This window comes from Streptococcus sp. CL6.35, assembly GCF_049737915.1.
Taxonomy (GTDB): Bacteria; Bacillota; Bacilli; order Lactobacillales; family Streptococcaceae; genus Streptococcus.
The window spans coordinates 152,991-176,905 of sequence record NZ_JBKOTU010000004.1; the positions used below are offsets into that span (position 1 = coordinate 152,991).

General features: G+C 43.5%; 22 protein-coding genes, 1 pseudogene, 1 riboswitch and 2 other annotated features. Of the genes and pseudogenes, 7 read left to right on the plus strand and 16 right to left on the minus strand.

The features are described from left to right. Nucleotide 1: 1 nt before the first annotated feature. The 9 genes from ACLNCP_RS06600 to ACLNCP_RS06640 all read right to left on the minus strand — a co-directional run bounded on the left by ACLNCP_RS06600 (nt 2) and on the right by ACLNCP_RS06640 (nt 10,638). Entirely contained in the window at nt 2-568 is a 567-nt protein-coding gene (locus ACLNCP_RS06600) for an aminodeoxychorismate/anthranilate synthase component II (protein WP_000601916.1), read from the minus strand. Continuing rightward, nucleotides 565-1,926 carry an anthranilate synthase component I gene (gene trpE / locus ACLNCP_RS06605; protein ID WP_000439647.1) on the minus strand — a complete coding sequence of 454 codons (1,362 nt, stop codon included), beginning with the start codon at nt 1,924-1,926 and terminating at the stop codon, nt 565-567. The genes ACLNCP_RS06600 and trpE overlap by 4 nt, the downstream gene beginning before the upstream one ends. Nucleotides 1,927-1,997: 71 nt before the next feature. Continuing rightward, nucleotides 1,998-2,223: a binding site (T-box leader), on the minus strand. Continuing rightward, complete coding sequence (gene trpB / locus ACLNCP_RS06610) at nt 2,220-3,398, minus strand: tryptophan synthase subunit beta (RefSeq protein ID WP_000208439.1); 1,179 nt, start codon at nt 3,396-3,398, stop codon at nt 2,220-2,222. (Overlaps the previous feature by 4 nt.) 66 nt (nt 3,399-3,464) lie before the next feature. Next, nucleotides 3,465-3,695 (minus strand) — a binding site (T-box leader). 34 nt (nt 3,696-3,729) lie between these two features. After that, nucleotides 3,730-4,959 (minus strand): DegT/DnrJ/EryC1/StrS family aminotransferase, encoded by a 1,230-nt coding sequence (locus tag ACLNCP_RS06615; RefSeq protein WP_020903539.1) that lies wholly within the window; start codon nt 4,957-4,959, stop codon nt 3,730-3,732. A 42-nt stretch (nt 4,960-5,001) separates the two neighbouring features. Beyond that, nucleotides 5,002-5,694: a sugar transferase gene (locus ACLNCP_RS06620; RefSeq protein ID WP_265531242.1), complete on the minus strand. Its 693-nt coding sequence runs from the start codon at nt 5,692-5,694 to the stop codon at nt 5,002-5,004. Between the two features lie 218 nt (nt 5,695-5,912). After that, nucleotides 5,913-7,655 (minus strand): ABC transporter ATP-binding protein, encoded by a 1,743-nt coding sequence (locus tag ACLNCP_RS06625; protein ID WP_424844208.1) that lies wholly within the window; start codon nt 7,653-7,655, stop codon nt 5,913-5,915. After that, entirely contained in the window at nt 7,645-9,390 is a 1,746-nt protein-coding gene (locus ACLNCP_RS06630; protein ID WP_424844209.1) for an ABC transporter ATP-binding protein, read from the minus strand. The genes ACLNCP_RS06625 and ACLNCP_RS06630 overlap by 11 nt, the downstream gene beginning before the upstream one ends. A 160-nt stretch (nt 9,391-9,550) precedes the next feature. Next, nucleotides 9,551-10,186 (minus strand): DUF421 domain-containing protein, encoded by a 636-nt coding sequence (locus ACLNCP_RS06635; RefSeq protein ID WP_042900454.1) that lies wholly within the window; start codon nt 10,184-10,186, stop codon nt 9,551-9,553. Next, nucleotides 10,183-10,638 carry a DUF3290 domain-containing protein gene (locus tag ACLNCP_RS06640; protein WP_261100007.1) on the minus strand — a complete coding sequence of 152 codons (456 nt, stop codon included), beginning with the start codon at nt 10,636-10,638 and terminating at the stop codon, nt 10,183-10,185. The genes ACLNCP_RS06635 and ACLNCP_RS06640 overlap by 4 nt, the downstream gene beginning before the upstream one ends. Before the next feature lie 133 nt (nt 10,639-10,771). On the opposite strand from ACLNCP_RS06640, the gene ACLNCP_RS06645 reads away from it, so the two are divergent. The 4 genes from ACLNCP_RS06645 to ACLNCP_RS06660 all read left to right on the plus strand — a co-directional run bounded on the left by ACLNCP_RS06645 (nt 10,772) and on the right by ACLNCP_RS06660 (nt 14,190). Then, nucleotides 10,772-11,599, plus strand: coding sequence for an exodeoxyribonuclease III (locus ACLNCP_RS06645; RefSeq protein WP_119947589.1), 828 nt, complete (start codon nt 10,772-10,774; stop codon nt 11,597-11,599). Nucleotides 11,600-11,610: 11 nt separating this feature from the next. After that, the gene (locus ACLNCP_RS06650; protein ID WP_424844210.1) at nt 11,611-11,997 is read left to right on the plus strand and encodes a bleomycin resistance protein; all 387 of its coding nucleotides are present in this window, start codon (nt 11,611-11,613) and stop codon (nt 11,995-11,997) included. A gap of 133 nt (nt 11,998-12,130) precedes the next feature. Further along, a riboswitch (purine riboswitch) is annotated at nt 12,131-12,226 on the plus strand. A 120-nt stretch (nt 12,227-12,346) separates the two neighbouring features. Further along, the gene (locus tag ACLNCP_RS06655) at nt 12,347-12,928 is read left to right on the plus strand and encodes a xanthine phosphoribosyltransferase (RefSeq protein ID WP_424844211.1); all 582 of its coding nucleotides are present in this window, start codon (nt 12,347-12,349) and stop codon (nt 12,926-12,928) included. Continuing rightward, nucleotides 12,928-14,190 (plus strand): nucleobase:cation symporter-2 family protein, encoded by a 1,263-nt coding sequence (locus ACLNCP_RS06660; RefSeq protein ID WP_004256021.1) that lies wholly within the window; start codon nt 12,928-12,930, stop codon nt 14,188-14,190. Before ACLNCP_RS06655 ends, ACLNCP_RS06660 begins: the two co-directional genes overlap by 1 nt. Nucleotides 14,191-14,218: 28 nt before the next feature. Here the strand turns inward: ACLNCP_RS06660 and ACLNCP_RS06665 are convergent, their stop codons facing one another. The 3 genes from ACLNCP_RS06665 to ACLNCP_RS06675 all read right to left on the minus strand — a co-directional run bounded on the left by ACLNCP_RS06665 (nt 14,219) and on the right by ACLNCP_RS06675 (nt 17,370). After that, the gene (locus tag ACLNCP_RS06665) at nt 14,219-14,623 is read right to left on the minus strand and encodes a PaaI family thioesterase (RefSeq protein WP_424844212.1); all 405 of its coding nucleotides are present in this window, start codon (nt 14,621-14,623) and stop codon (nt 14,219-14,221) included. Between the two features lie 68 nt (nt 14,624-14,691). Continuing rightward, a complete protein-coding gene (locus tag ACLNCP_RS06670; RefSeq protein WP_424844213.1) occupies nt 14,692-16,173 on the minus strand; it encodes a UDP-glucose--hexose-1-phosphate uridylyltransferase in 1,482 nt (493 codons plus the stop codon). Between the two features lie 18 nt (nt 16,174-16,191). Next, on the minus strand, nt 16,192-17,370 hold the full coding sequence (locus ACLNCP_RS06675) for a galactokinase (protein ID WP_424844214.1): 1,179 nt from the start codon (nt 17,368-17,370) through the stop codon (nt 16,192-16,194). A 165-nt stretch (nt 17,371-17,535) separates the two neighbouring features. Here ACLNCP_RS06675 and galR point away from each other — a divergent pair, with 165 nt between their 5' ends. After that, nucleotides 17,536-18,540 carry a DNA-binding transcriptional regulator GalR gene (galR, locus tag ACLNCP_RS06680; protein ID WP_261029025.1) on the plus strand — a complete coding sequence of 335 codons (1,005 nt, stop codon included), beginning with the start codon at nt 17,536-17,538 and terminating at the stop codon, nt 18,538-18,540. A 33-nt stretch (nt 18,541-18,573) separates the two neighbouring features. On the opposite strand, the gene ACLNCP_RS06685 is transcribed toward galR, so the two are convergent. Next, a complete protein-coding gene (locus ACLNCP_RS06685) occupies nt 18,574-19,464 on the minus strand; it encodes a cation diffusion facilitator family transporter (RefSeq protein WP_424844215.1) in 891 nt (296 codons plus the stop codon). A gap of 132 nt (nt 19,465-19,596) precedes the next feature. Between ACLNCP_RS06685 and ACLNCP_RS06690 the strand changes: the two genes are divergently transcribed. Together ACLNCP_RS06690 and ACLNCP_RS06695 are read left to right on the plus strand one after the other, a co-directional pair. Continuing rightward, nucleotides 19,597-20,151: a TetR/AcrR family transcriptional regulator gene (locus tag ACLNCP_RS06690; protein WP_261188328.1), complete on the plus strand. Its 555-nt coding sequence runs from the start codon at nt 19,597-19,599 to the stop codon at nt 20,149-20,151. Between the two features lie 26 nt (nt 20,152-20,177). Then, complete coding sequence (locus ACLNCP_RS06695) at nt 20,178-20,510, plus strand: hypothetical protein (protein ID WP_007521059.1); 333 nt, start codon at nt 20,178-20,180, stop codon at nt 20,508-20,510. Between the two features lie 34 nt (nt 20,511-20,544). Here the strand turns inward: ACLNCP_RS06695 and pnuC are convergent. From pnuC to ACLNCP_RS06710, 3 genes and pseudogenes are all read right to left on the minus strand, one after another. Next, a pseudogene (gene pnuC / locus ACLNCP_RS06700) lies at nt 20,545-21,336 on the minus strand (nicotinamide riboside transporter PnuC). A gap of 335 nt (nt 21,337-21,671) precedes the next feature. Beyond that, a complete protein-coding gene (locus ACLNCP_RS06705; protein WP_261188332.1) occupies nt 21,672-23,192 on the minus strand; it encodes an ABC transporter permease/substrate-binding protein in 1,521 nt (506 codons plus the stop codon). Next, on the minus strand, nt 23,185-23,913 hold the full coding sequence (locus ACLNCP_RS06710; RefSeq protein ID WP_004259046.1) for an ATP-binding cassette domain-containing protein: 729 nt from the start codon (nt 23,911-23,913) through the stop codon (nt 23,185-23,187). The genes ACLNCP_RS06705 and ACLNCP_RS06710 overlap by 8 nt, the downstream gene beginning before the upstream one ends. Nucleotides 23,914-23,915: the final 2 nt, after the last annotated feature.

Here is a 23,915-nt window from a genome sequence, read left to right on the forward strand (position 1 = left end):
CTCACTTTACAACCTTCTCGATAAAATTCCGAATAGAAGACAAGCCATCTGGCGTTCCAATGCTCTCTGGATGGTACTGGAAGCCATAAATCGGTAGATTTTTATGTTGAATTCCCATGATGGCTTGGTCATCAGTCGAACGAGCTGTCACTTCAAAGTCTTCTGGCATTTCTTCAATCAAAATACTGTGGTAACGCATGACTGCACGGCCATCCTCGATACCTTGATACAGAACAGATGGCGCTTCAAAGTTGATATTGCTCTGTTTCCCATGCATGACTTTGGGAGCCAAGCCTAGCTTACCGCCAAAGACTTCTGCGATAGCTTGGTGGCCCAAACAAATCCCAAGAATCGGCTTCTTGCCAGCAAAATCACGAATCATGTCTTCCATCTTTCCAGCATCAACTGGCCAACCAGGACCGGGCGAAAAGACCAGACCATCTGCTTTTCCAGCTTCTTCATACAGCCTGGGATCATCATTTCTCAAGACCTGAACTTCTGCAAAATTCCCAATGTATTGGGCCAAGTTATAAGTAAAAGAATCATAGTTGTCAATTAATAAAATCATGGTCTTAGTTCTCCAATTCTAGTCATAGATTTTGCTTTGTTAATGGTTTCTTGGTATTCGTTTTGGGCAATAGAGTCGTAGACAATCCCTGCCCCAGCCTGCACATAGGCTGTTTGATTTTTGAGAATCATAGTTCGGATAGCAATGGCGAAGTCCATATCACCCGTCGCAGACAAGTAGCCGATTGCTCCTGCGTATACGCCTCGTTTTTCTGTTTCCAGTTCATAGATACGTCTCATCGCGCGAATTTTTGGTGCTCCAGAAACAGTTCCAGCAGGAAGTGTTGCTTTCAAGGCATCCATGGCAGTGAGTTCTGGAAGCAAACACCCTTTGACCACACTGGTCAAATGCATGACATAGCGGAAGAGCTCCACTTCCATATACTTAGTGACTTGAACACTGGCCGTTTCAGAGATGCGGCCAATATCATTTCGTCCCAAGTCTACTAACATCCGATGCTCTGCTGTTTCCTTCTCATCCGAAAGCAGGTCTGTCGCCAAATCCTTGTCTTCTTCATCCGTAGCGCCTCTTGGTCGTGTCCCTGCAATCGGATTGGTTGTCACGATGCCATTTTTGACAGAAACCAAACTTTCTGGACTGGCACCGATGATTTGATAATCCCCAAAGTCATAGAAATAAAGGTAATTAGATGGATTGGTCACGCGGAGATTTCTGTAAAAGTCAAATGGATTTCCAGTAACTTCTGCTGAGAAGCGCTGACTGAGTACGCACTGGAACATGTCGCCATTACGAATCAAGTCACGAGCGGTTTCCACCATTTCCTCAAACTTCTGAGGAGCAATATGCGGTTTGAAGTCTAACGGAGATAGATCCAAGTCTTCAAATTCATTTGGAGCAGGAATGCGTAATTCCTCAAGCACTTGGTTTAAGGCTTTTTCCAAGTCTTCTTGGCTACGCTCACTATAGAGAGCATCCTCGATGACATGGATTTTTTCCTTCTTGTGGTCAAAGACCATGTAACTCTCATAGACGAAGAAATGCATGTCTGGCGTTCCAATAGTATCTTCAGGAATTTGACCAATTTCTTCATAAAGTGAAATCATATCGTAACCAACAAAACCAATTGCCCCACCACCAAAAGGGAGGTCTGAATGGTGCTGGCTCTTATGAGTCACTTCATAAAGAAAATCCAAGGGATCACGATCAATCACCTGCCCATTTTGATAAAGAACTCCATTTTCAAACTTAATCTCAAAAACAGGATTATAGGCTAGGATAGAAAAACGAGCTGTTTCCTTGTCTCTCGGAATACTCTCTAAGATAACCTTGTGTTGCCCCTTTAGGCGCATATAAGCCAAGATTGGCGATAAGACATCTCCATGAATGATTCGTTCCATTGTAATTTCCCTTTCAGTTCTACTTCTAGTCCGTGGCGACTGTATGAAAAATCCCCACGCAAAATAACTTGCGTGAGGACGAAATTCGCGGTGCCACCTCAATTATAGGATTTCTCCTATCTCTCATTCCTGTCTTAGAAAGGTTCTGTAACAGGCTGTGCGATAAAGGGCACTCCCTTGAGAATTATGTTTTCTTCTCTCGTTTCAGATGGACCCAACCTTACAGCTTTCTCTGCTTGTTTTCAGCAACCACAAGCTCTCTGTGAGAGAAAAGACTGTAATTTTTCCATCTTTTATTTTTTAGCTTCTAGGTAGTCCGCAATTGCAGCTACATCCTTGTCTCCACGACCAGAGACATTGATGATGATAATGTCGTCTTTACTTAGTTTCGGTGCACGTTTAACTGCTTCTGCGATAGCGTGCGAACTTTCAATCGCTGGGATAATTCCTTCAGTCTTGCTGAGAAGGAGGAGAGCCTGAACAGCTTCTTCGTCTGTCGCTGCCACATATTCCACGCGACCTGAATCTTTAAAGTAAGCGTGTTCTGGGCCAACCCCTGGATAGTCCAAACCAGCTGAGATAGAGTAAACTGGAGCCAACTCACCGTCTTCCTTAAAGACTGCATAGGTCTTCATGCCGTCGACAATTCCGATACTACCTTTTGTCATAGTAGCTGCGTGCTTGTCTGTATCAAGTCCATGCCCAGCAGCTTCGACCCCAACCAATTTAACTTCTTCATCAGCCACATACTGAGAAAAAGCACCGATGGCATTGGAACCACCACCTACACAAGCAATAACGTAGTCTGGTAAGCGTCCTTCTTTTTCTAAGATTTGACGGCGAGATTCTTCACTGATGACCTTTTGGAACTCGTGGACAATTGTAGGATAAGGGTGAGGACCTACAGCAGATCCCAGAACATAGAAGGCTTCAAGGTCATTCATCCATGCTCCAAAGGCTGCATCAACAGCATCTTTAAGGGTACGAGTCCCTGTTTCAACTGCGTGAACAGTTGCTCCCATCATCTCCATACGGAAAACATTGAGACGTTGACGTTCCACATCCTCTGCCCCCATGTAGACATCACAGGCCATACCAAACTTGGCTGCAGCTGCCGCCGTCGCAACCCCGTGCTGACCAGCTCCTGTTTCTGCGATTACTCGTTTTTTGCCCATACGTTTGGCCAAAAGAATCTGTCCTAAAACGTTGTTTAGCTTGTGAGAACCAAGGTGGTTAAGGTCTTCACGTTTGAGATAAATCTTAGCGCCACCTAAGTGGTCTGTCAAACTTTCCGCAAAATAGAGCGGTGTTTCGCGACCTGAATAGTCCTTTAAGTAATGGCGAAATTCTGCCAAAAACTCTGGATCATCCTTGTACTTGTCAAATGTCACTTCCAACTCATCCAACAAAGCCTGAATCGGCTCCGGTACAAAACTACCACCAAATTGTCCAAAATAACCTTTAGTTGTCATAAAATTTTCCTCTTTCTGTATTGGTTCCAAGATATGAAAAAAGCCCACACACAGAATCTACTTCTGCGTGAGGGCGTTGGTAACGCGGTGCCACCTCAATTATAAAGGGACTATCCCCTTTACATCTCTACCTTGTCTAACAACAAGTTGCACTGTAAGGTGTGCGCACCGAACTTTCATTGTTTCAAATTCATTTTTAAAATCAGCCCACTTTCACTACTTCCAACCACCTGTTCACAATCACCACAGGCTCCCTGAAGATCAAAAATAATTACTTTTCTGATTTATTGAACTTATTTTAATACTTTGTTTTTTCTTTGTCAAGACTTTTTTACAATTTTTTTGATGAAGCTAGTACTTTTTCAGAAACTGTTTTGAAAGTCTCAATGATATAGTCCACTTCTTCATCGCTTAATTTAGTGTGAAGAGGGAGCGTAATTTCATTTTCAAAGAAGGCATAAGCCTTAGGATAGTTCGCCATATCAAAACCAAGATTCTTATAGGCTGTCAAAAGCGGAAGCGGTTTGTAGTGGACATTGCTTGCAATTCCTGCTTTAGCTAATTCTTGGATAATAAGATTGCGTTCTTCTAAACTCGCTCCTTCTACATGGGTGATGTAGAGGTGGCGTGAAGATTCGACAGTTTCAGTCTTGTGTGCCAATGGATGGATACGAGAACCTGCAAAACCACGATCATAGCGGTTCACGATCTCCTTACGACGTTCTAGCAAACTTGGGTAGCGGTCCAATTGTACCAAACCAAGGGAAGCCATAATATCGGTCATATTACACTTGTAAGCTGGTGTGACGATATCGTATTCCCATGAACCCAGTTGCATCTTGGCAAGAGCATCCTTAGTTTGCCCGTGAAGGGAAAGAATTTGGAATTCCTTGTACATCTCTTCGTCGTCAATCGCTGGATTGGCTTTCCAAGTGGCACTTCCACCTTCTGCAGTTGTAAAGTTCTTAACGGCGTGGAATGAGAAGGAAGTAAAGTCAGCGATAGAACCAGCTGGTTGCCCTTTATAAGTAGATCCCAAAGCATGGGCACTATCAGAAACAATCACGATACGGTTAAAGGCTTTTTGCCACTTGCTTGAAGCGGTAAAGAGATCACGTTTCTTCTCCACAACTTGGAACAAACGGTCGTAGTCGCAAACAATCCCTGCAAGCTCTACTGGGATGATCACCTTGGTCTTTTCAGTGATAGCTTGCTCCAGCAGGTCATAGTCCATCTCAAACGTATCTGCTTGGATATCCACCATGACAGGAGTTGCTCCCACGTGAGTGATGACACTACATGAAGCTGTATAGGTCATGGCTGGAACGATGACTTCATCACCAGGTCCCACTTCCAAGACGCGCAAAATCAACTCAAGAGCGGCAGTCGCAGAGTTGAGGCAGACGGTCTTAGGTGTCTGTGTATATTGAGACAAGCGACGCTCTAGTTCTTTTGTCTTAGGACCTGTTGTGATCCAACCAGAACGCAGGGTATCCGCTACTTCAGCAATTTCTGCTTCCGTAATATCGGGTGGTGAAAATGGAATATTGTAATTTGGCATTGATTTGCTCCTTTTATCTGTACTCATTTTCTTATGACTACTTTATTTTAGCACTTCAAACACGGTTTGAAACATGATTTTGATGTCTCCAAGGAAACTAAACTCTCGGAGATAGGCGAGGTTATAGCGCATCTTTTCAGGAAGAACATGTTCGACATAAGCCTGATCAACCGTTAGGCCTTTCTCTGTCATTTGACTGATGATGGCGTCCTCATCCTTGTAGTTGATGCTAGCTGGAGAGGTAATTCCTGCTGGCAGGAGCAAGGTCGCCATCATTTCAGGGCTATACTGTTCTGTATAACGTGGCACTTCAGGTCGTGTACCGACAAAGGACATTTCGCCTTTAAGAACATTGACCAACTGAGGCAGTTCGTCCAAACGCACACGGCGGATGAAATTCCCAACCTTGGTAATGCGGCTATCGTTAGCAGAAGTCACCAGACTACCTTTTTTATCCGCATCCGTCACCATTGTACGGAACTTCCAAATCTTGAAAGGTCGGTTGTACTGGGTCACGCGCTCTTGCTTGTAAATAACTGGCCCCTTGCTATCCAACTTGATCCAAATGCTCAAGATTAGAAAGATAGGAGAGGTCAGAACCAGTAAGACCAAGGCCAGAACCCAGTCCAAACAACGCTTAAAAATCAGCGAACCCTTCCTTTTAGAGACAAGCTGGTAGTAAGACTCAACCTCGCTTGATTTCATTTCTACGGGCAAGTCTTCCCATTTCAGCATGCTGTTTCTCCTTTGTTTTTATTATACTATTTGTCAACATTTTTCATTATACCACAAAATGGAAAAGGCGGTGAAAGAAATCTGTAATTTGAAGGATTTCCTTCTTACACTCAATGAAAATCAAAGAGTAAACTAGGAAGCTAGCCGCAGGTGGCTCAAAGTACAGCTTTGAAGTTGCAGATAAAGCTGACATGGTTTGAAGAGATTTTCAAAGAGTATTAGGCCATGGCCCCTACCTGCAAACTATACATCTTGTGATAGGTTCCTCCCAAGGCCAAAAGTTCCTCATGGCTTCCGCTCTCGATGATGCGCCCCTTGTCCAAAACATAGATACAGTTGGCGTCTTGGATGGTAGAAAGGCGGTGAGCGATAGCAATGGTTGTTCGTCCCTGTCTCATCTTAGCCAGTGAAGCTTGAACCAGACTTTCTGTTTCAGAGTCAATATTTGCTGTCGCTTCATCCAAAATCAAGATTTTGGGCTGACTGGCAACTGTTCTAGCAAAGGCAAGAAGCTGGCGCTGTCCAGTTGAAAAGCTCGAACCACGCTCGGACACAGGTGAGTCGTAACCCTGAGGAAGGTCTTGAATAAAGGAATCTGCATCCACGAAGGCTGCAGCAGCCTGGACCTGCTCATCACTAATGTCTTGGTACATGGCGATATTGGACTTAATGGTTCCATGATAGAGGAAGGGTTCCTGCAAGACCAGACCGATGTTTTTTCTCAGCTCTTCCTGACTGTAGTCCCTAATATCCACATCGTCCAAGAGAACTCGCCCTGATTGAAATTCATAAAAGCGCATGAGGACATTAATAATCGAAGATTTCCCTGAACCTGTATGGCCTACAAATGCAATGGTTTCACCCTTGTTAACCGAAAAGGAAATATCATCCAGAATCTGATGTTTCCCGTCATATGAGAAACACACATGTTCAAAACGGATATTGCCTTCTTTGACTTTAGCCTGGCCATTTTCTTGAAGAGGTTCATAGGTCCTCTCGTCTATCAGGGAAAAGACACGACCTGCAGAAACCATAGACGTTTGCAGGGTTGAGAAGTTTTGCGTCACTTCAATCAAGGGATCAAAGAGACGATTGATATACTGGATAAAGGCATACATGGTTCCTGCCGTTATTCCCAGATAAAGACCACGATAGCCAAAATAGGCCATCAAAACAGCGTATCCTAGGAGTTTCAGCAAACTCATGGCAGGGCGCAAAAAGAGGGCATCCAAGGCTACAGAACGGTTGGCATAGACCAAGTGTTCTTGGTTGATTTCATCGAATTCCGCCTGCAGGCGCTTCTCTTGATTAAAGGCCTGGATTATTCTGATTCCCTCGATATTTTCAGCCAGCTTGCTATTGATATCTGACAAGAGACTTCTGGTTTTCTCAATGATTTTCACTGATTTTTTCCGATAGAGATTGACCAAAAGGAAAATCAAGGGGAGAAAGAGCAAGACTAATGCTGTCAAACGAAAATCCAATACCAACATGGTATAAAGAGTTGTCAGAAAGATGAAAACTGCTGAGATAAAGCTAGATAAAATCCCTGAAAACATATCGCTGATGGTCTCGGTGTCATTTGTCAAACGCGAGACGATAGAGCCTGCTGGCGTCTTGTCAAAGTAAGACATGCCTAGTTTTTCCATATTGGCAAAGGCATCCCGACGAATATCCCTAACGATACTGTAGGATACCCGCGCAAAGAGAAGATTACCGACATACTGAACTACAGTTTGTAGGATATAAAGGCCATAGTAGGACAGCAAAACGGTAATGGCTAGTTGGTTAAGATTACTCAGATACTGGTCGATAAAGTGGGAAGCCACAAGGGGAATGACACTTTTAATGACCGTCGTCGCTAGGAGAAAACTGAGTGCCAAAAAGGTCAGGAGGCCGTAAGGCTTGAGATAGGACATCAAGCGCTTCAATACAGTCCATTGTTCTTTCTTATTCTGCATCTTCTTCTCCTTTCATTTCCATCTGCTGAGACTGGTAGGTTTGGGCATACCAGCCATCCAAAGCTAGCAAGTCTTCGTGCCTGCCTCGTTCGATAATTTGACCATTTTGCAGGACTAAAATCAAATCTGCATGGACAACTGCACTGAGTCGATGTGCTGTAATAATAGTTGTCTTGTCCTTGCGCGTCTCCTTGAGATTGTCGATAATCGCATACTCTGTCTTGGCATCCACGGCTGACAAGGAATCATCTAGAATCAAGATATCAGGGTCTAAAATCATAGCCCTACTCATAGCCAGACGTTGCTTTTGACCACCTGAGAGACTGACTCCCTTTTCACCGATCAGCGTATCAAATCCCTGAGGCATGTCCACAATATCTTTATAAACTTGAGCTAGTTTAGTCGCTTCCTCGACCGCTGAAAGGGGCAAATTAGGATTGCCGAAGCGGATATTGTCTAAGATAGAGGTCGCAAAGAGAAACTGATCTTGAGGGACATAGCCCATGAGACCACGAAGGTCTGTCAGACGATAATCACGAATATCGTGATCGTTTAGATAAATAGCTCCCTTATCCACATCGTATTCACGCAAGAGGAGCTTAATCAAGGACGTTTTCCCAGAGCCTGTCTGTCCGACCAAGCCTAGGGTTTGTCCTTTTTCTAAACTAAAGTGAATATCCGTCAGTGTCTCCTCATTTTCAAAGGCAAAGCTGTCAATAGCGTACTCCAAACGTCCATTTTCAATACCGTCCAGAGGAAACTCAGGGTCTTTTACAGGTGATTCCTGAGATAAAAGTTCCTCAATCCGTTGGTAAGAAACCTTGCCTCGCTGAGTGATATTAAAGAGGAAACCAATGGCCATAAGAGGCCAAACTAGCATATCCAAGTAGCTGATAAAGGTGACCAGATTCCCAACCGTGATTTGCCCTTTCTGAACCATCAAAGAGCCGACCAAGAGAGTTAAAACATAGGACGAACCAACAAACAAGAGAACCATGGGGTCAAAGAGACTATCGTATTTCATGGTTTGGAGATTCTTTTGGAAGGTCAATTCATTGACTGTCTGAAAGGACATCAACTCGTCCGCCTGATACCCGAAAGACTTGGTCACTTTAATACCTGATACAGACTCCTGCACCTTGTTATTGAGTTCAGAAAAGGCAGCCTGTGATTCACCAAAGGCCTTGTGAGTCTTTCTTCCCAAACGACTGGTCGCATAAGCCATGAAAGGCAAGGGAAGAATGGCAACCAAGGTCATTTGCCACGAAATGCTAAAGAGCATGGTCAGCAAGGTCACTAAAGCTGTGATAGAGGCATCCACGGCAGACATAACACCTCCCCCTGCGAGACGGGTTAAGGCATTGATATCATTGGTTGCGTGTGCCATCAGGTCCCCCGTCCGATAAGTTTGATAAAAGGCTGGAGACATTTTTGTGAAATGCTCAAATAAGCGAGAGCGCATAATCTGTCCCAAACGGTAGGAAGTACCGAGGATATACATACGCCAAACATAGCGCAGATAGTACATCCCAAAGGCTGCAAGAAGCAAGTAAAATAAGGCAAGAAGGAGGTCCTGCTGGGTTAATTGCCCCGATGTGATGGCATCAATGACCCTCCCCATAACCATTGGGGGAATGAGGTTGAGGACGGAAACCAAGACCAAGGCCACAATCCCGACTAGATAACGGCGTTTTTCTAACTTGAAAAACCACCAAAGTTTTTGAATAATGGACATAAAATCCCTTTCTGATTGCAAATGAAAACCTGAGGCCAATACTCAATGAAAATCAAAGAGCAAACTAGGAAACTAGCCGCAGGCTGTACTCGAGTACGGCAAGGCGACGTTGACGCAGTTTGAATTTGATTTTCGAAGAGTACAAGACCCCAGGCTTTTCTTATTCATAGGTTACAACTGTGACGGCACCCTTGTCATACTCAGCGATAAAGATATTGGCCACATTGTCATGTCCTTGTTTGCTTAGATTATCAAGCAGCCACTCTTCGCTACGGCCAATCGATTCCAAAACATCGACTTGGATCACACCGTCAGTCACAACTGGATACTTAGGATTTTCATCCCCCATTTGGACCACGATGAGTTGGCCATTTTGCTCTTGCACAGCTCGTTTGACTTGTTTCATCTGGAAAATCCCTTGACTACGAAGTTTGAGAGCAACATCCGATGCAGACAAACCAACCGAACGACAGGCTTCTGGGTCAATCTTTCCATTTTTGATAAGGAGAGTTGGTTTCCCATCAATCAAGCGTTTCACAAAACGCACATTGTTGTTGAGCCATTTGAGGGTCAAGACCAAAATCGTCCACATCATCAAAATCACTGCATATTGGAGAATGCTGATAGAACTATTGTAAATCACCCCACCGATGATACCACCGAGAACATAGTTCTGAATTTGGTCTGTTGCAGAGTTAGGTGCTAGGTTCCCCTTTCCTGTCACATTGATAACAAAAACCAGCGAGAAGAGACCCAAGGCCAGTTTGATTAAAATTTCCATATAGTTGAGTGTCATTTGTTTACCTCCACCAATTCAATAGCGTCTGTTTGATGCAATTCTAATTTCTCTAAAAGATACTTGTCTGGTTGGCTCCCGTTCATGGCGCGGTAGAAATCTGAACCTACCTTGACAAGCGCTCCATCAGTGGCTGCTGAAGTGTTGACGTAAACTTCTGATTTATCCACTCCCAAGTCTTTGGAAACAACCTCTATGAAATGAAGGGAGGTTTGAAATTGGTTGTTTGAGGCTTGATTTGTCTGGTATTTTGAGATTGTCACCAAAAGCATAGCCACCAAAGTCAAGGCCAAAATCATGACCAATTCCCGAAACTTAGTCCCCTTTTTATCACGATAAGCCTTAAAAGCAAAAAATCCTGTGATAGCTAGGAGCACAACCCCAAAGCCAATCATGATGCCATTTTGCTGACTGATTTGACTAAGGACATAGTCATATGAGTAAAATTTCATTTATTTTCACTCCCTTTCATAAAATCATTCTTTATTATAAACGAAAGAGGGTGATTTTTCAAACCATACGCTGGGGAAATAGACCTTTTTTTGGTATAATAAAATCTATAATCTGAATGAAAAAGGTAACTTTATGAAACTTATCTCATGGAATATTGATTCCCTAAACGCTGCCCTCACTAGTGACTCAGCTCGTGCCAAATTGTCCCAAGAAGTACTACAAACCTTGGTCGCCGAAAATGCTGATATCATCGCTATCCAAGAAACCAAGCTTTCTGCCAAGGGGCCTACAAAGAAACACTTGGAAATTTTAGAAGAACTCTTCCCAGGCTACGAAAATACGTGGCGCTCTTCCCAAGAACCTGCCCGTAAAGGCTATGCTGGAACCATGTTCCTTTATAAGAAAGAACTTACACCTACTGTCACTTTCCCAGAAATCGGTGCCCCTTCTACCATGGACTTAGAAGGTCGTATCATCACTCTAGAATTTGATGAATTTTTCGTAACCCAAGTTTACACACCAAATGCTGGCGATGGCCTCAAACGCTTGGAAGAACGTCAAGTCTGGGATGTCAAATATGCGGAGTATTTGGCTGAACTAGACAAAGAAAAGCCAGTCCTTGCAACCGGTGACTACAACGTAGCCCACAATGAAATCGACCTTGCAAACCCTGCCAGCAACCGCCGTTCACCTGGATTTACAGACGAAGAACGTGCTGGCTTTACCAACCTTTTGGCAACTGGATTTACTGACACCTTCCGCCATATTCACGGCGATGTCCCAGAGCGCTACACTTGGTGGGCGCAACGCAGCAAGACTTCTAAAATCAACAATACAGGCTGGAGAATCGACTACTGGCTGACCAGCAACCGCGTGGCTGACAAGGTGACCAAGTCTGATATGATTGACTCTGGTGCGCGCCAAGACCACACGCCGATTGTATTGGAAATTGAACTCTAAGGAGAAAGTTAATGGACTATCAAGCTGTCATTCCTGAATTTGTAGTATCTGACCTCGAAAGGTCACGCCACTTCTACTGCGATTTGCTGGGATTTTCTGTCGAATACGAGCGTCCAGAGGAGAAATTTCTCTTCCTCTCGCTTGAAGACTGCCAACTTATGCTAGAAGAAGGCAGCACAGAAGAATTAGCCCAACTAACCTATCCTTTCGGGCGCGGTGTCAATATTTCCTTTGGCATTGAAGATGTCCCTCAGCTCCACCAAAAACTGCTGGAAGCTGACTATCCTATTTATCGTCCTTTGACTAAACGAACATTTCGTGTTGGGGATCATTATATCTATCCTCACGAATTTGCAGTTTTGGATCCAGATGGTTATTTTTTAAGATTTAGCGAATAAAAGAACAAAAGGCTACAATACTTTCTAGCGTTGCAGCCTTTTATTCGTTCGCTTTTATAATCTGTTTGCTAATGAAATATTTGATTTATAAAGCTAATTGGTGTAAAATAAAAACATTGGCAGCAGCCTATTTAAAATTGAATATCATTTTACTTGTTTATGTCGTGAATTGGCACGACGTTTCTACAAGGTGCCGGAACACCTAACAATGAGTATGTCAGCTGAAGGTATGGTTTTGGCCATGCCTATTTTGGGGACTTGCTTAGGGGATTAAGTAGGTCCTTTTTCTATTACATACTAGAATCTCTGGACAAGCAAATGAAGCATCTTTTAGACTTTAGGAGGTCTTATGAAATTATTAGAAGAGCGCATCCTTCAGGATGGGCATATCTTGGGTGACAACATCCTCAAGGTAGATTCCTTTTTAACCCACCAAGTTGACTTTAGCTTGATGCGAGAGATTGGTAAGGTATTTGCGGACAAATTTGCTTCTGCTGGCATTACCAAGGTTGTAACGATTGAAGCGTCAGGTATTACCCCAGCCATTTTTACAGCTGAAGCCTTAAACGTTCCCATGATTTTCGCCAAAAAAGCTAAAAACATCACTATGAACGAAGGAATCTTAACTGCCGAAGTTTACTCCTTTACCAAGCAAGTGACCAGTACCGTTTCTATCGCTGGAAAATTCCTCTCACCAGAGGACAAGGTCTTGATTATCGACGATTTCCTTGCTAATGGCCAAGCTGCTAAAGGCTTGATTCAAATCATCGAACAAGCTGGTGCCACAGTCGAAGCTATCGGTATTGTGATTGAAAAATCCTTCCAAGATGGCCGTGATTTGCTTGAAAAAGCAGGCTATCCTGTCCTATCACTCGCTCGTTTGGATCGTTTTGAAAATGGTCAAGTCGTATTTAAGGAGGCAGATCTCTAATGCAAACTCAAGAAAAACATTCACAAGCAGCCGTTCTTGGCTTGCAGCACTTACTAGCCATGTACTCAGGATCTATTCTGGTTCCTATCATGATTGCGACAGCCCTTGGCTATTCAACTGAGCAGTTGACCTACCTGATTTCCACAGATATCTTCATGTGTGGGGTGGCAACCTTCCTCCAACTCCAACTCAACAAATACTTTGGAATTGGACTCCCAGTCGTTCTTGGAGTTGCTTTCCAATCCGTCGCTCCCTTGATTATGATTGGGCAAAGCCATGGTAGTGGTGCTATGTTTGGTGCCCTTATCGCATCAGGGATTTACGTGGTTCTTGTTTCAGGCATCTTCTCAAAAGTTGCCAATCTCTTCCCATCTATCGTAACAGGATCTGTTATTACCACGATTGGTTTAACCTTGATTCCTGTCGCTATTGGAAATATGGGAAATAACGTTCCAGAGCCAACTGGTCAAAGTCTCTTGCTTGCAGCTATCACTGTTTTGATTATCCTCTTGATTAACATCTTTACCAAAGGATTTATCAAATCTATCTCTATTTTGATTGGTCTGGTTGTTGGAACTGCCATTGCTGCTAGCATGGGCTTGGTTGATTTCTCTCCTGTTGCGGCAGCACCGCTCGTCCATGTCCCAACTCCACTCTACTTTGGGATGCCAACCTTTGAAATCTCATCTATTGTCATGATGTGTATCATCGCAACAGTGTCTATGGTTGAGTCTACTGGTGTTTATCTAGCCTTGTCTGATATCACAAAAGATCCAATCGACAGCACGCGCCTGCGCAACGGTTACCGCGCAGAAGGTTTGGCCGTACTTCTCGGAGGAATCTTTAACACCTTCCCTTACACAGGATTTTCACAAAACGTTGGTTTGGTTAAATTGTCAGGTATCAAGACTCGCCTGCCAATCTACTACGCAGCTGGTTTCCTGGTTCTCCTTGGACTCCTTCCTAAGTTTGGCGCCCTTGCCCAAATCATTCCGAGCCCTGTCCTCGGTGGTGCTATGCTGGTGATGTTTGGTTTTGTATCTATTCAAGGGATGCAAATCCTCGCTCGTGTTGACTTTGCTAACAATGAACATAACTTTCTTATCGCAGCAGTATCCATAGCTGCAGGTGTCGGACTCAACAACAGTAATCTCTTTGTCAGCATGCCGACAGCCTTCCAAATGTTCTTCTCAAACGGAATCGTTGTAGCCAGCCTACTCGCCATTGTCCTCAATGCAGTATTAAATCATAAAAAGAAATAAGAAAAAGAGGTGCGAGCCTCTTTTTATATTATATCCTTACCTGTCTGTCTTCAGACCGCTGGCCTGTGACAAACATGGTAAAGGTTGCTTTGCAGACATTTCTGCCTTCTTGATTGGTGATATCGACATCCACGACACAGGTTGTGCGTCCATGATGGACACATTCTCCTTTAATGGTCAGTACATCGTCAAGTTTTCCTGCCTTGAGGTAGTTGATAGAGGATTGGAGTGTCACTCCATCAAGCCCCAGCGAGATAACCACCAAACCACTGATCTGGTCACAAAGGGTAAAGAGATAGCCACCATGGGCATTGCCATAGTAGTTGAGTGACGAGTCCACCACTTTGGTCGTCACTACAACCTGACCATCTCTCATTTTTTCTATTTCGTAATTTTCAAAGGCAGATATAGCGTCAAAATGAAAATCTTTCATCGTTTCCTCCTGATAGTTCAAACGACACTATGATACTACTTTTTACAAGACTAGGCAAGAATTATTCACTAGTCTGGCAAAATTCCTACCTGTTCTACAAAGCGTATAAAAGCTGCCTGTCCTTGTTCCGTCTGCTTGTAAACCCCTGCGTCCTCCAGAACACGAGCAAAGATAGCACCCACAGAGTCTTTAACGATTTCAAGGGCTTTTTCTTTATCCGACAGATCTGGATGTTGGACTTTGAGTTGATCTGCCCATTCCTGATGATAAGCGGCAACTGAGACATCTTCTCTCACTAGGTAGTTAGCGACTTGCTCCACTTCTTCTTTCAAACGTGGTGGCAGGATAGCCAAGCCCATGACCTCAATCAAGCCGATATTTTCCTTCTTGATATATTGAACATCCTTGTGGGGATGATAGATGCCATCAGGATGCTCTGGCGATGTCTGATTGTCCCGCAAGACCAAGTCCAATTCAAACTGTCCATCACGCTTACGCGCAATCGGTGTGATAGTGTGATGCGGTCTCCCGTCTGTCTCTGCTAAAATCTGCACTTCAGGATCTGAATATTGCCGCCATTCCTGTAAAATCTTATCAGCCAAGTTAATCAAATCCTCTTTAGAATCCGAGGTCAAACGTAGCACTGACATTGGCCACTTGACAATCCCAGCCATGACCTGCTCAAAACCAGTAAATCGAAAAGTCTTTTGCAAAGGAGCCAATTCCATAGGAAAGACATGACGGCCTCCCTGATAGTGGTCATGAGTTAGAATAGACCCCCCCACAATTGGTAAGTCCGCATTTGAACCCGCAAAATAGCCCGGAAACTGCTCTACGATAGCCAGCAGACGCTCAAAACTCTGACGACTAATGGCCATGGGACGGTGCTGACCGTCTAAGAAAATACAGTGCTCATTAAAATAAGCATAGGGCGAATACTGGAATCCCCACTCCTGACCAGCCATTTCAAAACGGATAATGCGGTGATTGCTGCGAGCTGGATGGTTAACCCGACCATTGTAGCCTTCGTTCTCTAGACAGAGCTGACACTGGGGATAATTGCTAGCTTGCACCAACTTGGCTGCCGCAATCTCCTTTGGATCCTTTTCAGGCTTAGAGAGGTTGATGGTAATCTCCAGTTCTCCGTAGTCAGATGCTACACGATAAGCAATATTTTTAGAAATGGCCTTGAGCTTGATGTAGTCGTTTTTCTGGCTGAGCTGGTAAAAATCCCCAATCGCCTGCTCAGGAGATTGGGCATAAGTTGCCCAGAAATCACGATTGACCTGACTTGGACAAGGGGTTACCAAGTCCATCAGTTCAGCACCTAGGATTTCACGTGCAGTCTGACTATCATCAATCGTCCCTAATCGAACCGCCTCCTCGACCAGCTGGTCCTTGAGGTCAATCAACTCATCCAGATCAGTCTCAACTTCCAAAGCACCTTCTCCCACTCGAGCCAAAACACGATTGGTCAAGTAGATTCGATCCATTTCCTCAAATGAACTTTCAGCAATGACATGTGTTACAAATTTATCTACTAAGGTCACGATAAAGCCTCCTTTTGACTAGTCAAGGACGCGAGTGCCACCTGCAACTTCAGCGATGTAGAAGCTTGGAGCGTTTCCAACTACTTCCTCGTAATGCTTGCCAACAGCTGCTTTAAAGGCCTCAACAGCATCTTTTTGCACCAAGGCAATGGCACAGCCACCAAAACCTGCTCCTGTCATACGAGCACCAAGAACACCTTCTTGAGCCCAAGCTGTGTGAACAAGAGTATCCAATTCCAAGCCAGTTACTTCATAATCATGCTCAAGAGAAACGTGTGACGCATTCATCAAGCGACCAAATGTTTCCAAATCACCTGCTTGAAGGGCTGCTTGAGCTTTAAGGGTACGTTGGTTTTCAAGCACAGCATGGCGAGCTCGTTTCAAACGATTTTCGTCTTTAATCAGGTAGCTGTATTGATCAAAGGTCCACTCGTCTAGTTCACCCAAGGTCTGAATGTCCAAGGCAACTTGCAATTCTTCCACTGCTTTTTCACATTCAGAACGGCGTTCATTGTATTTAGAGTCTGCCAATTCACGGCGTTTGTTGGTGTTCATGATGACAACAACATTGTCTTTTAAATCAAGTGGCACCAAGTCATATTCCAAAGTGTTGGTATCTAAGTAAATGGCACGTTGGTCAGCTCCCATGCCAATAGCAAATTGGTCCATGATGCCTGAGTTGACTCCGATAAAGTTGTTTTCTGTTTGTTTTCCGATTTTAACCAAATCCAAACGGTCTAGTTTTAAATCAAAGAGATGCTCTGCCACAACCCCTGTTAAAAGTTCCAAAGATGCTGAAGAGGACAAACCAGCACCATTTGGGATATTCCCATAAACATAAAAATCAAAACCTTTGTCAATCACATGTCCAGCTTCTTGCAAGAAATGAAGAACCCCTTTTGGATAGTTAGTCCAGTTGTGCTCTTTTTCAAACTTGAGGTCAGCTAGAGGAACTTCGATAATGCCCTTGTCCTCAAAGTTAGCTGAGTAGAAACGTAAAACTTGGTCGTCACGCTTACGAGCTGCACCGTAAGTTCCCAAGGAAATAGCAGCAGGAAAAACGTGCCCACCGTTGTAGTCTGTGTGCTCACCAATCAAGTTGATACGACCTGGTGAAAAGAAAGTTTGGTCTGCTTCTTGACCAAAAACAGCAAGAAAGTCTTTACGAAGAGCTTCAGCAGTAAGATGTTGTGTCATATGAATTCTCCTTTGACTGTCCGTTAAGTCACCTTAACGTGTAATCGTTTTCTTCTATTGTATCCAAGGGATTTCCCAAGGTCAATCCTTTTTACTAAAATTTTAGTAAACTATCAGTAAAAAAGCAGAAAAATATGATATACTAACCTTAAAGAAGGAGGATTTATGGCTACTTTAAAAGACATTGCACAGCTAGCCTCTGTCTCTATCGCGACCGTATCCCGCGTCCTCAATCGCGACCAGAGCCTATCTGTTACAGAAGAAACCAGACACCGTATTTTAACTGTTGCTGAAGAGCTGGGCTACACCAAGCACCTCAAGACAGGCGAGTCCCACAAACCCAAGCAAAAGATTGCCATTATCCAATGGGTCAGCGAACAAGGGGAGCTGGATGACCTCTACTACTACCAGATTCGCCTAGGCATAGAAAAAAGAGCCCAAGAACTGGACTATGATATCTTGCGCTATTTCAATGACCACCCTTTTACTCTAAGCGAGGAAGTGATTGGGATTCTCTGCATCGGAAAGTTTAGCCGTGCTCAGATTTCTGCCTTTGAAGAATACCAAAAACCTCTTGTATTTCTAGACAGCGATACACTTTCCCTGGGACATACCTGCATTATTACGGACTTTTATACTGCCATGAAACAGGTTGTCGATTATTTCCTCAGTCAAGGGTTGAATCGTATCGGGATTCTAACAGGTCTTGAAGAAACAACCGATCAAGAAGAAATCATCCAGGATAAGCGACTTGAAAATTTTAAGAACTACAGTCAAGCAAAGGGAATCTATCATGATGAACTGGTCTTTCAAGGAAGCTTTACTGCCCAGTCTGGCTATGACTTGATGAAGGAAGCCATTCAGAGCTTGGGAGACCAACTCCCACCAGCATTTTTTGCTGCCAGTGATAGTTTAGCCATCGGCGCCCTCCGTGCCCTTCAAGAGGCTGGAATCAGCCTACCAGACCGTGTCAGCCTTATTTCCTTTAACGACACTAGTCTGACCAAGCAAGTCTATCCTCCCCTCTCCAGCATCACCGTTTATACCAAGGAAATGGGGCGAGCAGGTATGGATATTCTTAATAAGGAAGTACTCCACGGTCGCAAAATCCCTAGCCTGACTATGCTGGGAACCAGATTGACATTGAGAGAGAGTACAAGGAATGAATAGGATAACAAAACGACCTCTAGCGAGGTCGCTTTTCTAATGATGATGCCCATGCTTCTGCTCTAATTCTCTCACCTTCCGCCTATGTTGCGCATGATTGCTTTGACTGCTATCCACTTCAATAGTGATATTCTGCACGCCTCTCTCTTCTAAACATTGACGCACCACTTCTTTGGTCTCCATCATCTGCTCCCAGTCCTTGATACAAATGTGAACAATAGCATTGTTCTCTAGACCGTCCATGGACCAAATGCTAAGTTGGTTAACACTTTTGACATTGGTCAGAGCCTCTATATCCTTCTCCAGATCACTTGTCTCGACCCCTTCTGGCACAGCATCTAGGAAAATCTTCAGTGCGCTCCAAAAGCGAGGAATGGCTTTCGACAGAATAAAGATGGAAATAATAAGCGACAAGAGTGGATCGAGGATATACCAATCTGTAAATCGGAGGATAATCGCCATTAGAATGACAGCCAACCAACCAAGAGTGTCTTCCAGAAAGTGTAGGCTAAGAATTGACTCGTTCTTTGTCTTTCCTTTACGAACTACCAGACTTGCTAGCACATTGATAGCTACTGCAATGATTCCCAGCCAGAGGATACCTCTCTCATTAACGGGTTGCGGGTGAGCGATCTTTGTGATATTTTCCAAGATCACTAGGACAGACCCTATCATAAGAATCACAGCCGTTAGCATGGCCCCTAAAAGACTAAAACGTTTGTAACCCAAGGTGTACTGTCTATCTTCTTCACGGTTTGAAGTTGTTTCTAAAAGGGCTGAGATGCCAATGGCTAGAGCATCTCCCAAGTCATGAACAGAATCAGCAATAACTGCACTCGAACCAAAGATTCCTCCTGCGATAAACTCAACAATCGCATAGCTTAAATTTAAGAAAAAAGCTAACCAGATAGATGTTTTAGAACTCATTTCTCTCCCTCCTTTGGTATAATGGGTATATACATACTTCTTTCATTTGTATTATCTAATAAAATCCAAAGAAAGGATAGAAGCAAACTGTCAGTCCTGTTCAGTTCTGAACAGTTTGTCTCAAGTGTCTATATGCAAAAAAGAGACCGTCGAGTCAGTAAGACGAAAAAAGCCATCTATCAAGCTTTTTTACAACTTTTGAACGACAAAGGCTATGATGCCACTACTGTTCAGGATATCATTGACCTAGCAGATATTGGACGTTCTACTTTTTACTGTCATTACGAAAGTAAGGAACTCCTTTTAGATGAGCTCTGTCGCTACCTCTTTCACCATCTCTTTGAAAGAGAAGAACACTTAACTACAGAAGACTACCTCGCCCATATCTTTTTACATTTTCAGAAAAACCAGGACCGTGTCACCAGTCTCCTTTTTTCCAAAAACGACTACTTCCTTCGCCAACTACACAAGGAACTCGAACACCACGTCTATCCCATGGTGGCGGATGACTTGCAAGAGGCCTATCCAAACATTCCGGCCTCCTACCTCCAGCATTTTGTTGTGACGAACTTTATCGAAACTCTAACTTGGTGGCTAAAAAAAGGAAAATCTTATACAGAAGACCAAGTGGTGAGATTTTACCTTGATGTAATGGAGATGACCTCTACAACTCCACTTGATAACTAAGCCTGTAACTCAGAAAGGAACCAACTATGTTAACTTCGATGATTCTAGGAATACTAACAATCGTACTAGCTCTCGCATTCTCATTACTTCACCTTGCTGCTGCTTTTTCAGCCATGAAACAAAAGAACTACAGTTTGGGAAACACGTGCATCTTGGTCGGCAGTTGCATCACTTCTCTGGCTCTAGCTATCTTTTACTTCGTCCCACTGGCAACCATTCTACTATGGATTGTGGGTTCGAGTATCGTCTGCTATGGTGCCTACTGGAACGGGCGACAGCAAGAAAACCAACATATATCGCACCACATCGTTCGTATAACGAGCGCTATTATCATTACGGTATTATTCATTTTGCTCTAACATAAAAAAGGATCATCCGATCCTTTTTTACTTTTTAAACACTCTTTGCTGCCTTGCTCCACTGATACCACCCAACTAGACTATTGATCAGGTAAATCAGGTATTTCCCTTGAATTTGCAGGCTTTCTCCCCACCAGAGATAGATAGAAAAGACATTGGTAGCTGCTCAGAATATCCATTGTTCACGGTAAACAGCTGTCATGAGGATTTGCCCAACCCCATTGGTCGCATCGGTGATGGAATCGCGATAAGGACGATTGGCTCCGATAGACTGATAAATGAACCCAAATACCAACCACCAAAGAACACTAATAGAAAGATACTTTGTCCAACCCTTGCCGTCTAGTTTACGTGCGACAAACTCCTGCTTTTCTTTCTTGAATTGTGCTTGGTAGATCCACACTAGAAGTCCAATCGGTTGCATGACCGTGAAGTAAAGTGTCGTCAGCACCTCACCATAAAAGCCTTTCTGCAAAGCCAAGATAAGGTAAATGACAGAGTTAATCAAACCAAAAAGGTAATTACTTGCTCGACCTTCCGATACAAAGATGACACAGATAATTCCAGTCAGACTACAAATCATCCCAACCCAGTCAACAATGCGGTGTTCATAAATCAACTCCAGCCAGATTGGAAAACTTCCTAAAACTAGCAGGTAAAGCCACTGGGCAAAACAACGATTGGCAAAGAGGTCAATCCAGATAGCCTTCATGGTTCCTGAAAATCCCAAATCAGCCATAGCAGCAACCATACGGCGGTAACCGCCAGACATTTCACCAAGAGTTATTTTGATGTTCTTGAGTTTTGTTTGCAAATAAGTCGTCATATTTTCTCCTTTTGTTTTTAAAGAGCCGTGTCTGGATAGACTTTCGGACGCAACGCTCTATTATATATCTACTGAACTGTCTATACACAAGATTTCCATCCTTAGTCGACATGAGCTGGAAATCTTTATTTGTTAAGTAGTTCACAACACATTATACACCTATTTTGTGAATAGTTAAGTGTATTTACAGTAAAATTTTAGAAAATCCTAAAAATTTCCTCTTATTTTCCATTTTGAAAGACATTCAGTAACTCTAATATCAAAAAAGCCCAGACGACATTGTCTGAGCATTCTTCTATATAGACATTTAACCAAGTTGAGTTTAGCTTTTCAAACTATTTCTTCAACAAACCTTGTTCTTGTAGAAACTCCTTGGCTACTTGTTCTGCTGACTTGCCTTCAACACCGACTTGGTAGTTGAGCTGGCTCATCTGGCTTTCAGTAATTTTACCAGCCAATTTATTGAGAACTGTTTCCAACTCTGGATGTTTCTTTAGAAGAGCTTCTTTCATTAGTGGAGCCCCTTGATAAGGTGGGAAGAGTTGCTTGTCATCTTCCAATACCTGTAAATCATAACGTGCCAATTCCGCATCGGTTGAATAAGCGTCCGTGATTTGAATATCACCTGACTGAATTGCCTGATAGCGAAGGGCTGGCTCCATGGTCGCCACATTGAGATTGAGACCGTACATTGACTGCAAGCCCTTATTGCCATCTTCACGGTCATTAAACTCAAGTGTAAAGCCTGCCTTCAATTGCCCTTCCACTTTTTTTAAGTCCGAAATGGTCTTCAAGCCGTATTCCTGAGCAATCTTTTTCGGAACAGCTACAGCATAGGTATTTTGATAAGACATGGGTTTGAGATAGGATAGATGATCCTGTTTGGCAATGCCATCACGCGCCACATTATAAACTTGCTCTGGCTCATGACTCACTTTCGGTGATGGTTGCAGCAAACTTTCAGTCACCGTACCAGTAAATTCAGGATAGATATCAATATCGCCTTTTTTCAAAGCTTCATAAAGAAAGCTTGTTTTCCCAAAATTTGGTTTAACAGTCGCAGTCATGCTGGTATTTTCTTCAATCAGCAACTTATACATATTGGCCAAAATTTCTGGTTCCGGTCCCAATTTCCCAGCAATAACCAAGTTTTCTTTCTCTTTTTGAGCTAAGAGGGCTGGGCTATAAGACAGACCGAGCAATATTGTCACCAAGGCAAAACCAGAAAAAATCGTCCGCAATTTTGCCTTTTCCATCACTTTTAGTAGGAAGTTAAAGGCAATAGCAAGCACTGCAGCAGAAAGTGCCCCAATCAAAATCAGACTGGCATTATTACGGTCAATTCCCAAAAGGATAAAGGAACCTAGTCCCCCTGCCCCAATCAAGGCCGCCAAGGTTGCTGTACCGATAATCAAGACAGCTGCCGTCCGAATCCCAGACATCATAACAGGCATGGCAAGCGGAATTTCAAACTTCTTGAGACGCTCCCATCTAGTCATCCCAAAGGCGATCCCAGCCTCCTGTAGACTCGGATCAATTCCCTTTAGCCCAGTGATGGTATTTTGCAAAATCGGAAAGATCGCATAGATTACTAGAGCTGTCAATGCCGGTAAAGTCCCAATTCCCATCAAAGGAATAAAGAGTCCCAGTAAGGCCAGAGACGGGATGGTCTGAAAAATCCCTGCAATCTGCAAGACCCAATCCGCCATCTTCTCATGATAGCGAAGATAAACAGCCAAGGGAACCGCGATAAAAATAGCTAGTAACAAGGTCAAAAGTGACAACTGCAAATGTTGAGAGAGAGCTGTCAACCAATCACTAAAACGATCCTGAAAAGTTGCAATTAAATTAGTCATGTACACTACCTCCAAACAAGTCTGCTACAAAATCTGTTGCAGGAGCTTTTAAAATCGTCTCGGGATTCGCCACCTGACGAATCTCTCCATCCTGCAAGACAGCAATACGGTCCGCCAATTTCAGAGCTTCATCCGTATCATGGGTTACAAAAATCGTTGTCATCCCAAATTCTTTATGCAATTCTTTCGTCAGAATCTGCAACTGTTTTCTCGAAATAGCATCAAGAGCCGAAAAAGGTTCATCCATGAGGAGAATCTTAGGCTGACCAATCATAGCCCGTACAATTCCAACACGCTGTTGCTCCCCACCAGATAGTTCACTAGGTAAACGATGCCCATACTCAGCTACTGGCAAGCCAACCTTGGCCAAAAGCTCTTCTGTTTTCTGAGCAATTTTTTCCTTAGTCCAGCCCTTCATCTCAGGAATCAGGGCAATATTTTCAGCAACCGTTAGATTTGGAAAGAGAGCAATGGCCTGTAAAACATAACCAGTAGAAAGACGAAGTTCACGCTCATCATAGTCTTTGATACGCTTGCCATCCATATAAATATTTCCATCAGTCGGTTCCAAGAGGCGGTTGACCATCTTGATCATGGTCGTCTTACCTGATCCAGATGGACCAACTAAAACCATAAACTCGCCATTCTCAATCCGTAAATTAACATCTCTCAAGACATCTTTTTCTGTGTAGCGTAGCGCCACATTTTTGTATTCAATCATTC

Excerpts from the sequence above, each read along its gene's own strand:
- ACLNCP_RS06600 (WP_000601916.1), bottom strand. The coding sequence starts at position 568 with ATGATTTTATTAATTGACAACTATGATTCTTTTACTTATAACTTGGCC.
- trpE (WP_000439647.1), bottom strand. The coding sequence starts at position 1,926 with ATGGAACGAATCATTCATGGAGATGTCTTATCGCCAATCTTGGCTTAT.
- trpB (WP_000208439.1), bottom strand. The coding sequence starts at position 3,398 with ATGACAACTAAAGGTTATTTTGGACAATTTGGTGGTAGTTTTGTACCG.
- ACLNCP_RS06615 (WP_020903539.1), bottom strand. The coding sequence starts at position 4,959 with ATGCCAAATTACAATATTCCATTTTCACCACCCGATATTACGGAAGCA.
- ACLNCP_RS06620 (WP_265531242.1), bottom strand. The coding sequence starts at position 5,694 with ATGCTGAAATGGGAAGACTTGCCCGTAGAAATGAAATCAAGCGAGGTT.
- ACLNCP_RS06625 (WP_424844208.1), bottom strand. The coding sequence starts at position 7,655 with ATGCAGAATAAGAAAGAACAATGGACTGTATTGAAGCGCTTGATGTCC.
- ACLNCP_RS06630 (WP_424844209.1), bottom strand. The coding sequence starts at position 9,390 with ATGTCCATTATTCAAAAACTTTGGTGGTTTTTCAAGTTAGAAAAACGC.
- ACLNCP_RS06635 (WP_042900454.1), bottom strand. The coding sequence starts at position 10,186 with ATGACACTCAACTATATGGAAATTTTAATCAAACTGGCCTTGGGTCTC.
- ACLNCP_RS06640 (WP_261100007.1), bottom strand. The coding sequence starts at position 10,638 with ATGAAATTTTACTCATATGACTATGTCCTTAGTCAAATCAGTCAGCAA.
- ACLNCP_RS06645 (WP_119947589.1), top strand. The coding sequence starts at position 10,772 with ATGAAACTTATCTCATGGAATATTGATTCCCTAAACGCTGCCCTCACT.
- ACLNCP_RS06650 (WP_424844210.1), top strand. The coding sequence starts at position 11,611 with ATGGACTATCAAGCTGTCATTCCTGAATTTGTAGTATCTGACCTCGAA.
- ACLNCP_RS06655 (WP_424844211.1), top strand. The coding sequence starts at position 12,347 with ATGAAATTATTAGAAGAGCGCATCCTTCAGGATGGGCATATCTTGGGT.
- ACLNCP_RS06660 (WP_004256021.1), top strand. The coding sequence starts at position 12,928 with ATGCAAACTCAAGAAAAACATTCACAAGCAGCCGTTCTTGGCTTGCAG.
- ACLNCP_RS06665 (WP_424844212.1), bottom strand. The coding sequence starts at position 14,623 with ATGAAAGATTTTCATTTTGACGCTATATCTGCCTTTGAAAATTACGAA.
- ACLNCP_RS06675 (WP_424844214.1), bottom strand. The coding sequence starts at position 17,370 with ATGACACAACATCTTACTGCTGAAGCTCTTCGTAAAGACTTTCTTGCT.
- galR (WP_261029025.1), top strand. The coding sequence starts at position 17,536 with ATGGCTACTTTAAAAGACATTGCACAGCTAGCCTCTGTCTCTATCGCG.
- ACLNCP_RS06685 (WP_424844215.1), bottom strand. The coding sequence starts at position 19,464 with ATGAGTTCTAAAACATCTATCTGGTTAGCTTTTTTCTTAAATTTAAGC.
- ACLNCP_RS06690 (WP_261188328.1), top strand. The coding sequence starts at position 19,597 with ATGCAAAAAAGAGACCGTCGAGTCAGTAAGACGAAAAAAGCCATCTAT.
- ACLNCP_RS06695 (WP_007521059.1), top strand. The coding sequence starts at position 20,178 with ATGTTAACTTCGATGATTCTAGGAATACTAACAATCGTACTAGCTCTC.
- ACLNCP_RS06705 (WP_261188332.1), bottom strand. The coding sequence starts at position 23,192 with ATGACTAATTTAATTGCAACTTTTCAGGATCGTTTTAGTGATTGGTTG.
- ACLNCP_RS06710 (WP_004259046.1), bottom strand. The coding sequence starts at position 23,913 with ATGATTGAATACAAAAATGTGGCGCTACGCTACACAGAAAAAGATGTC.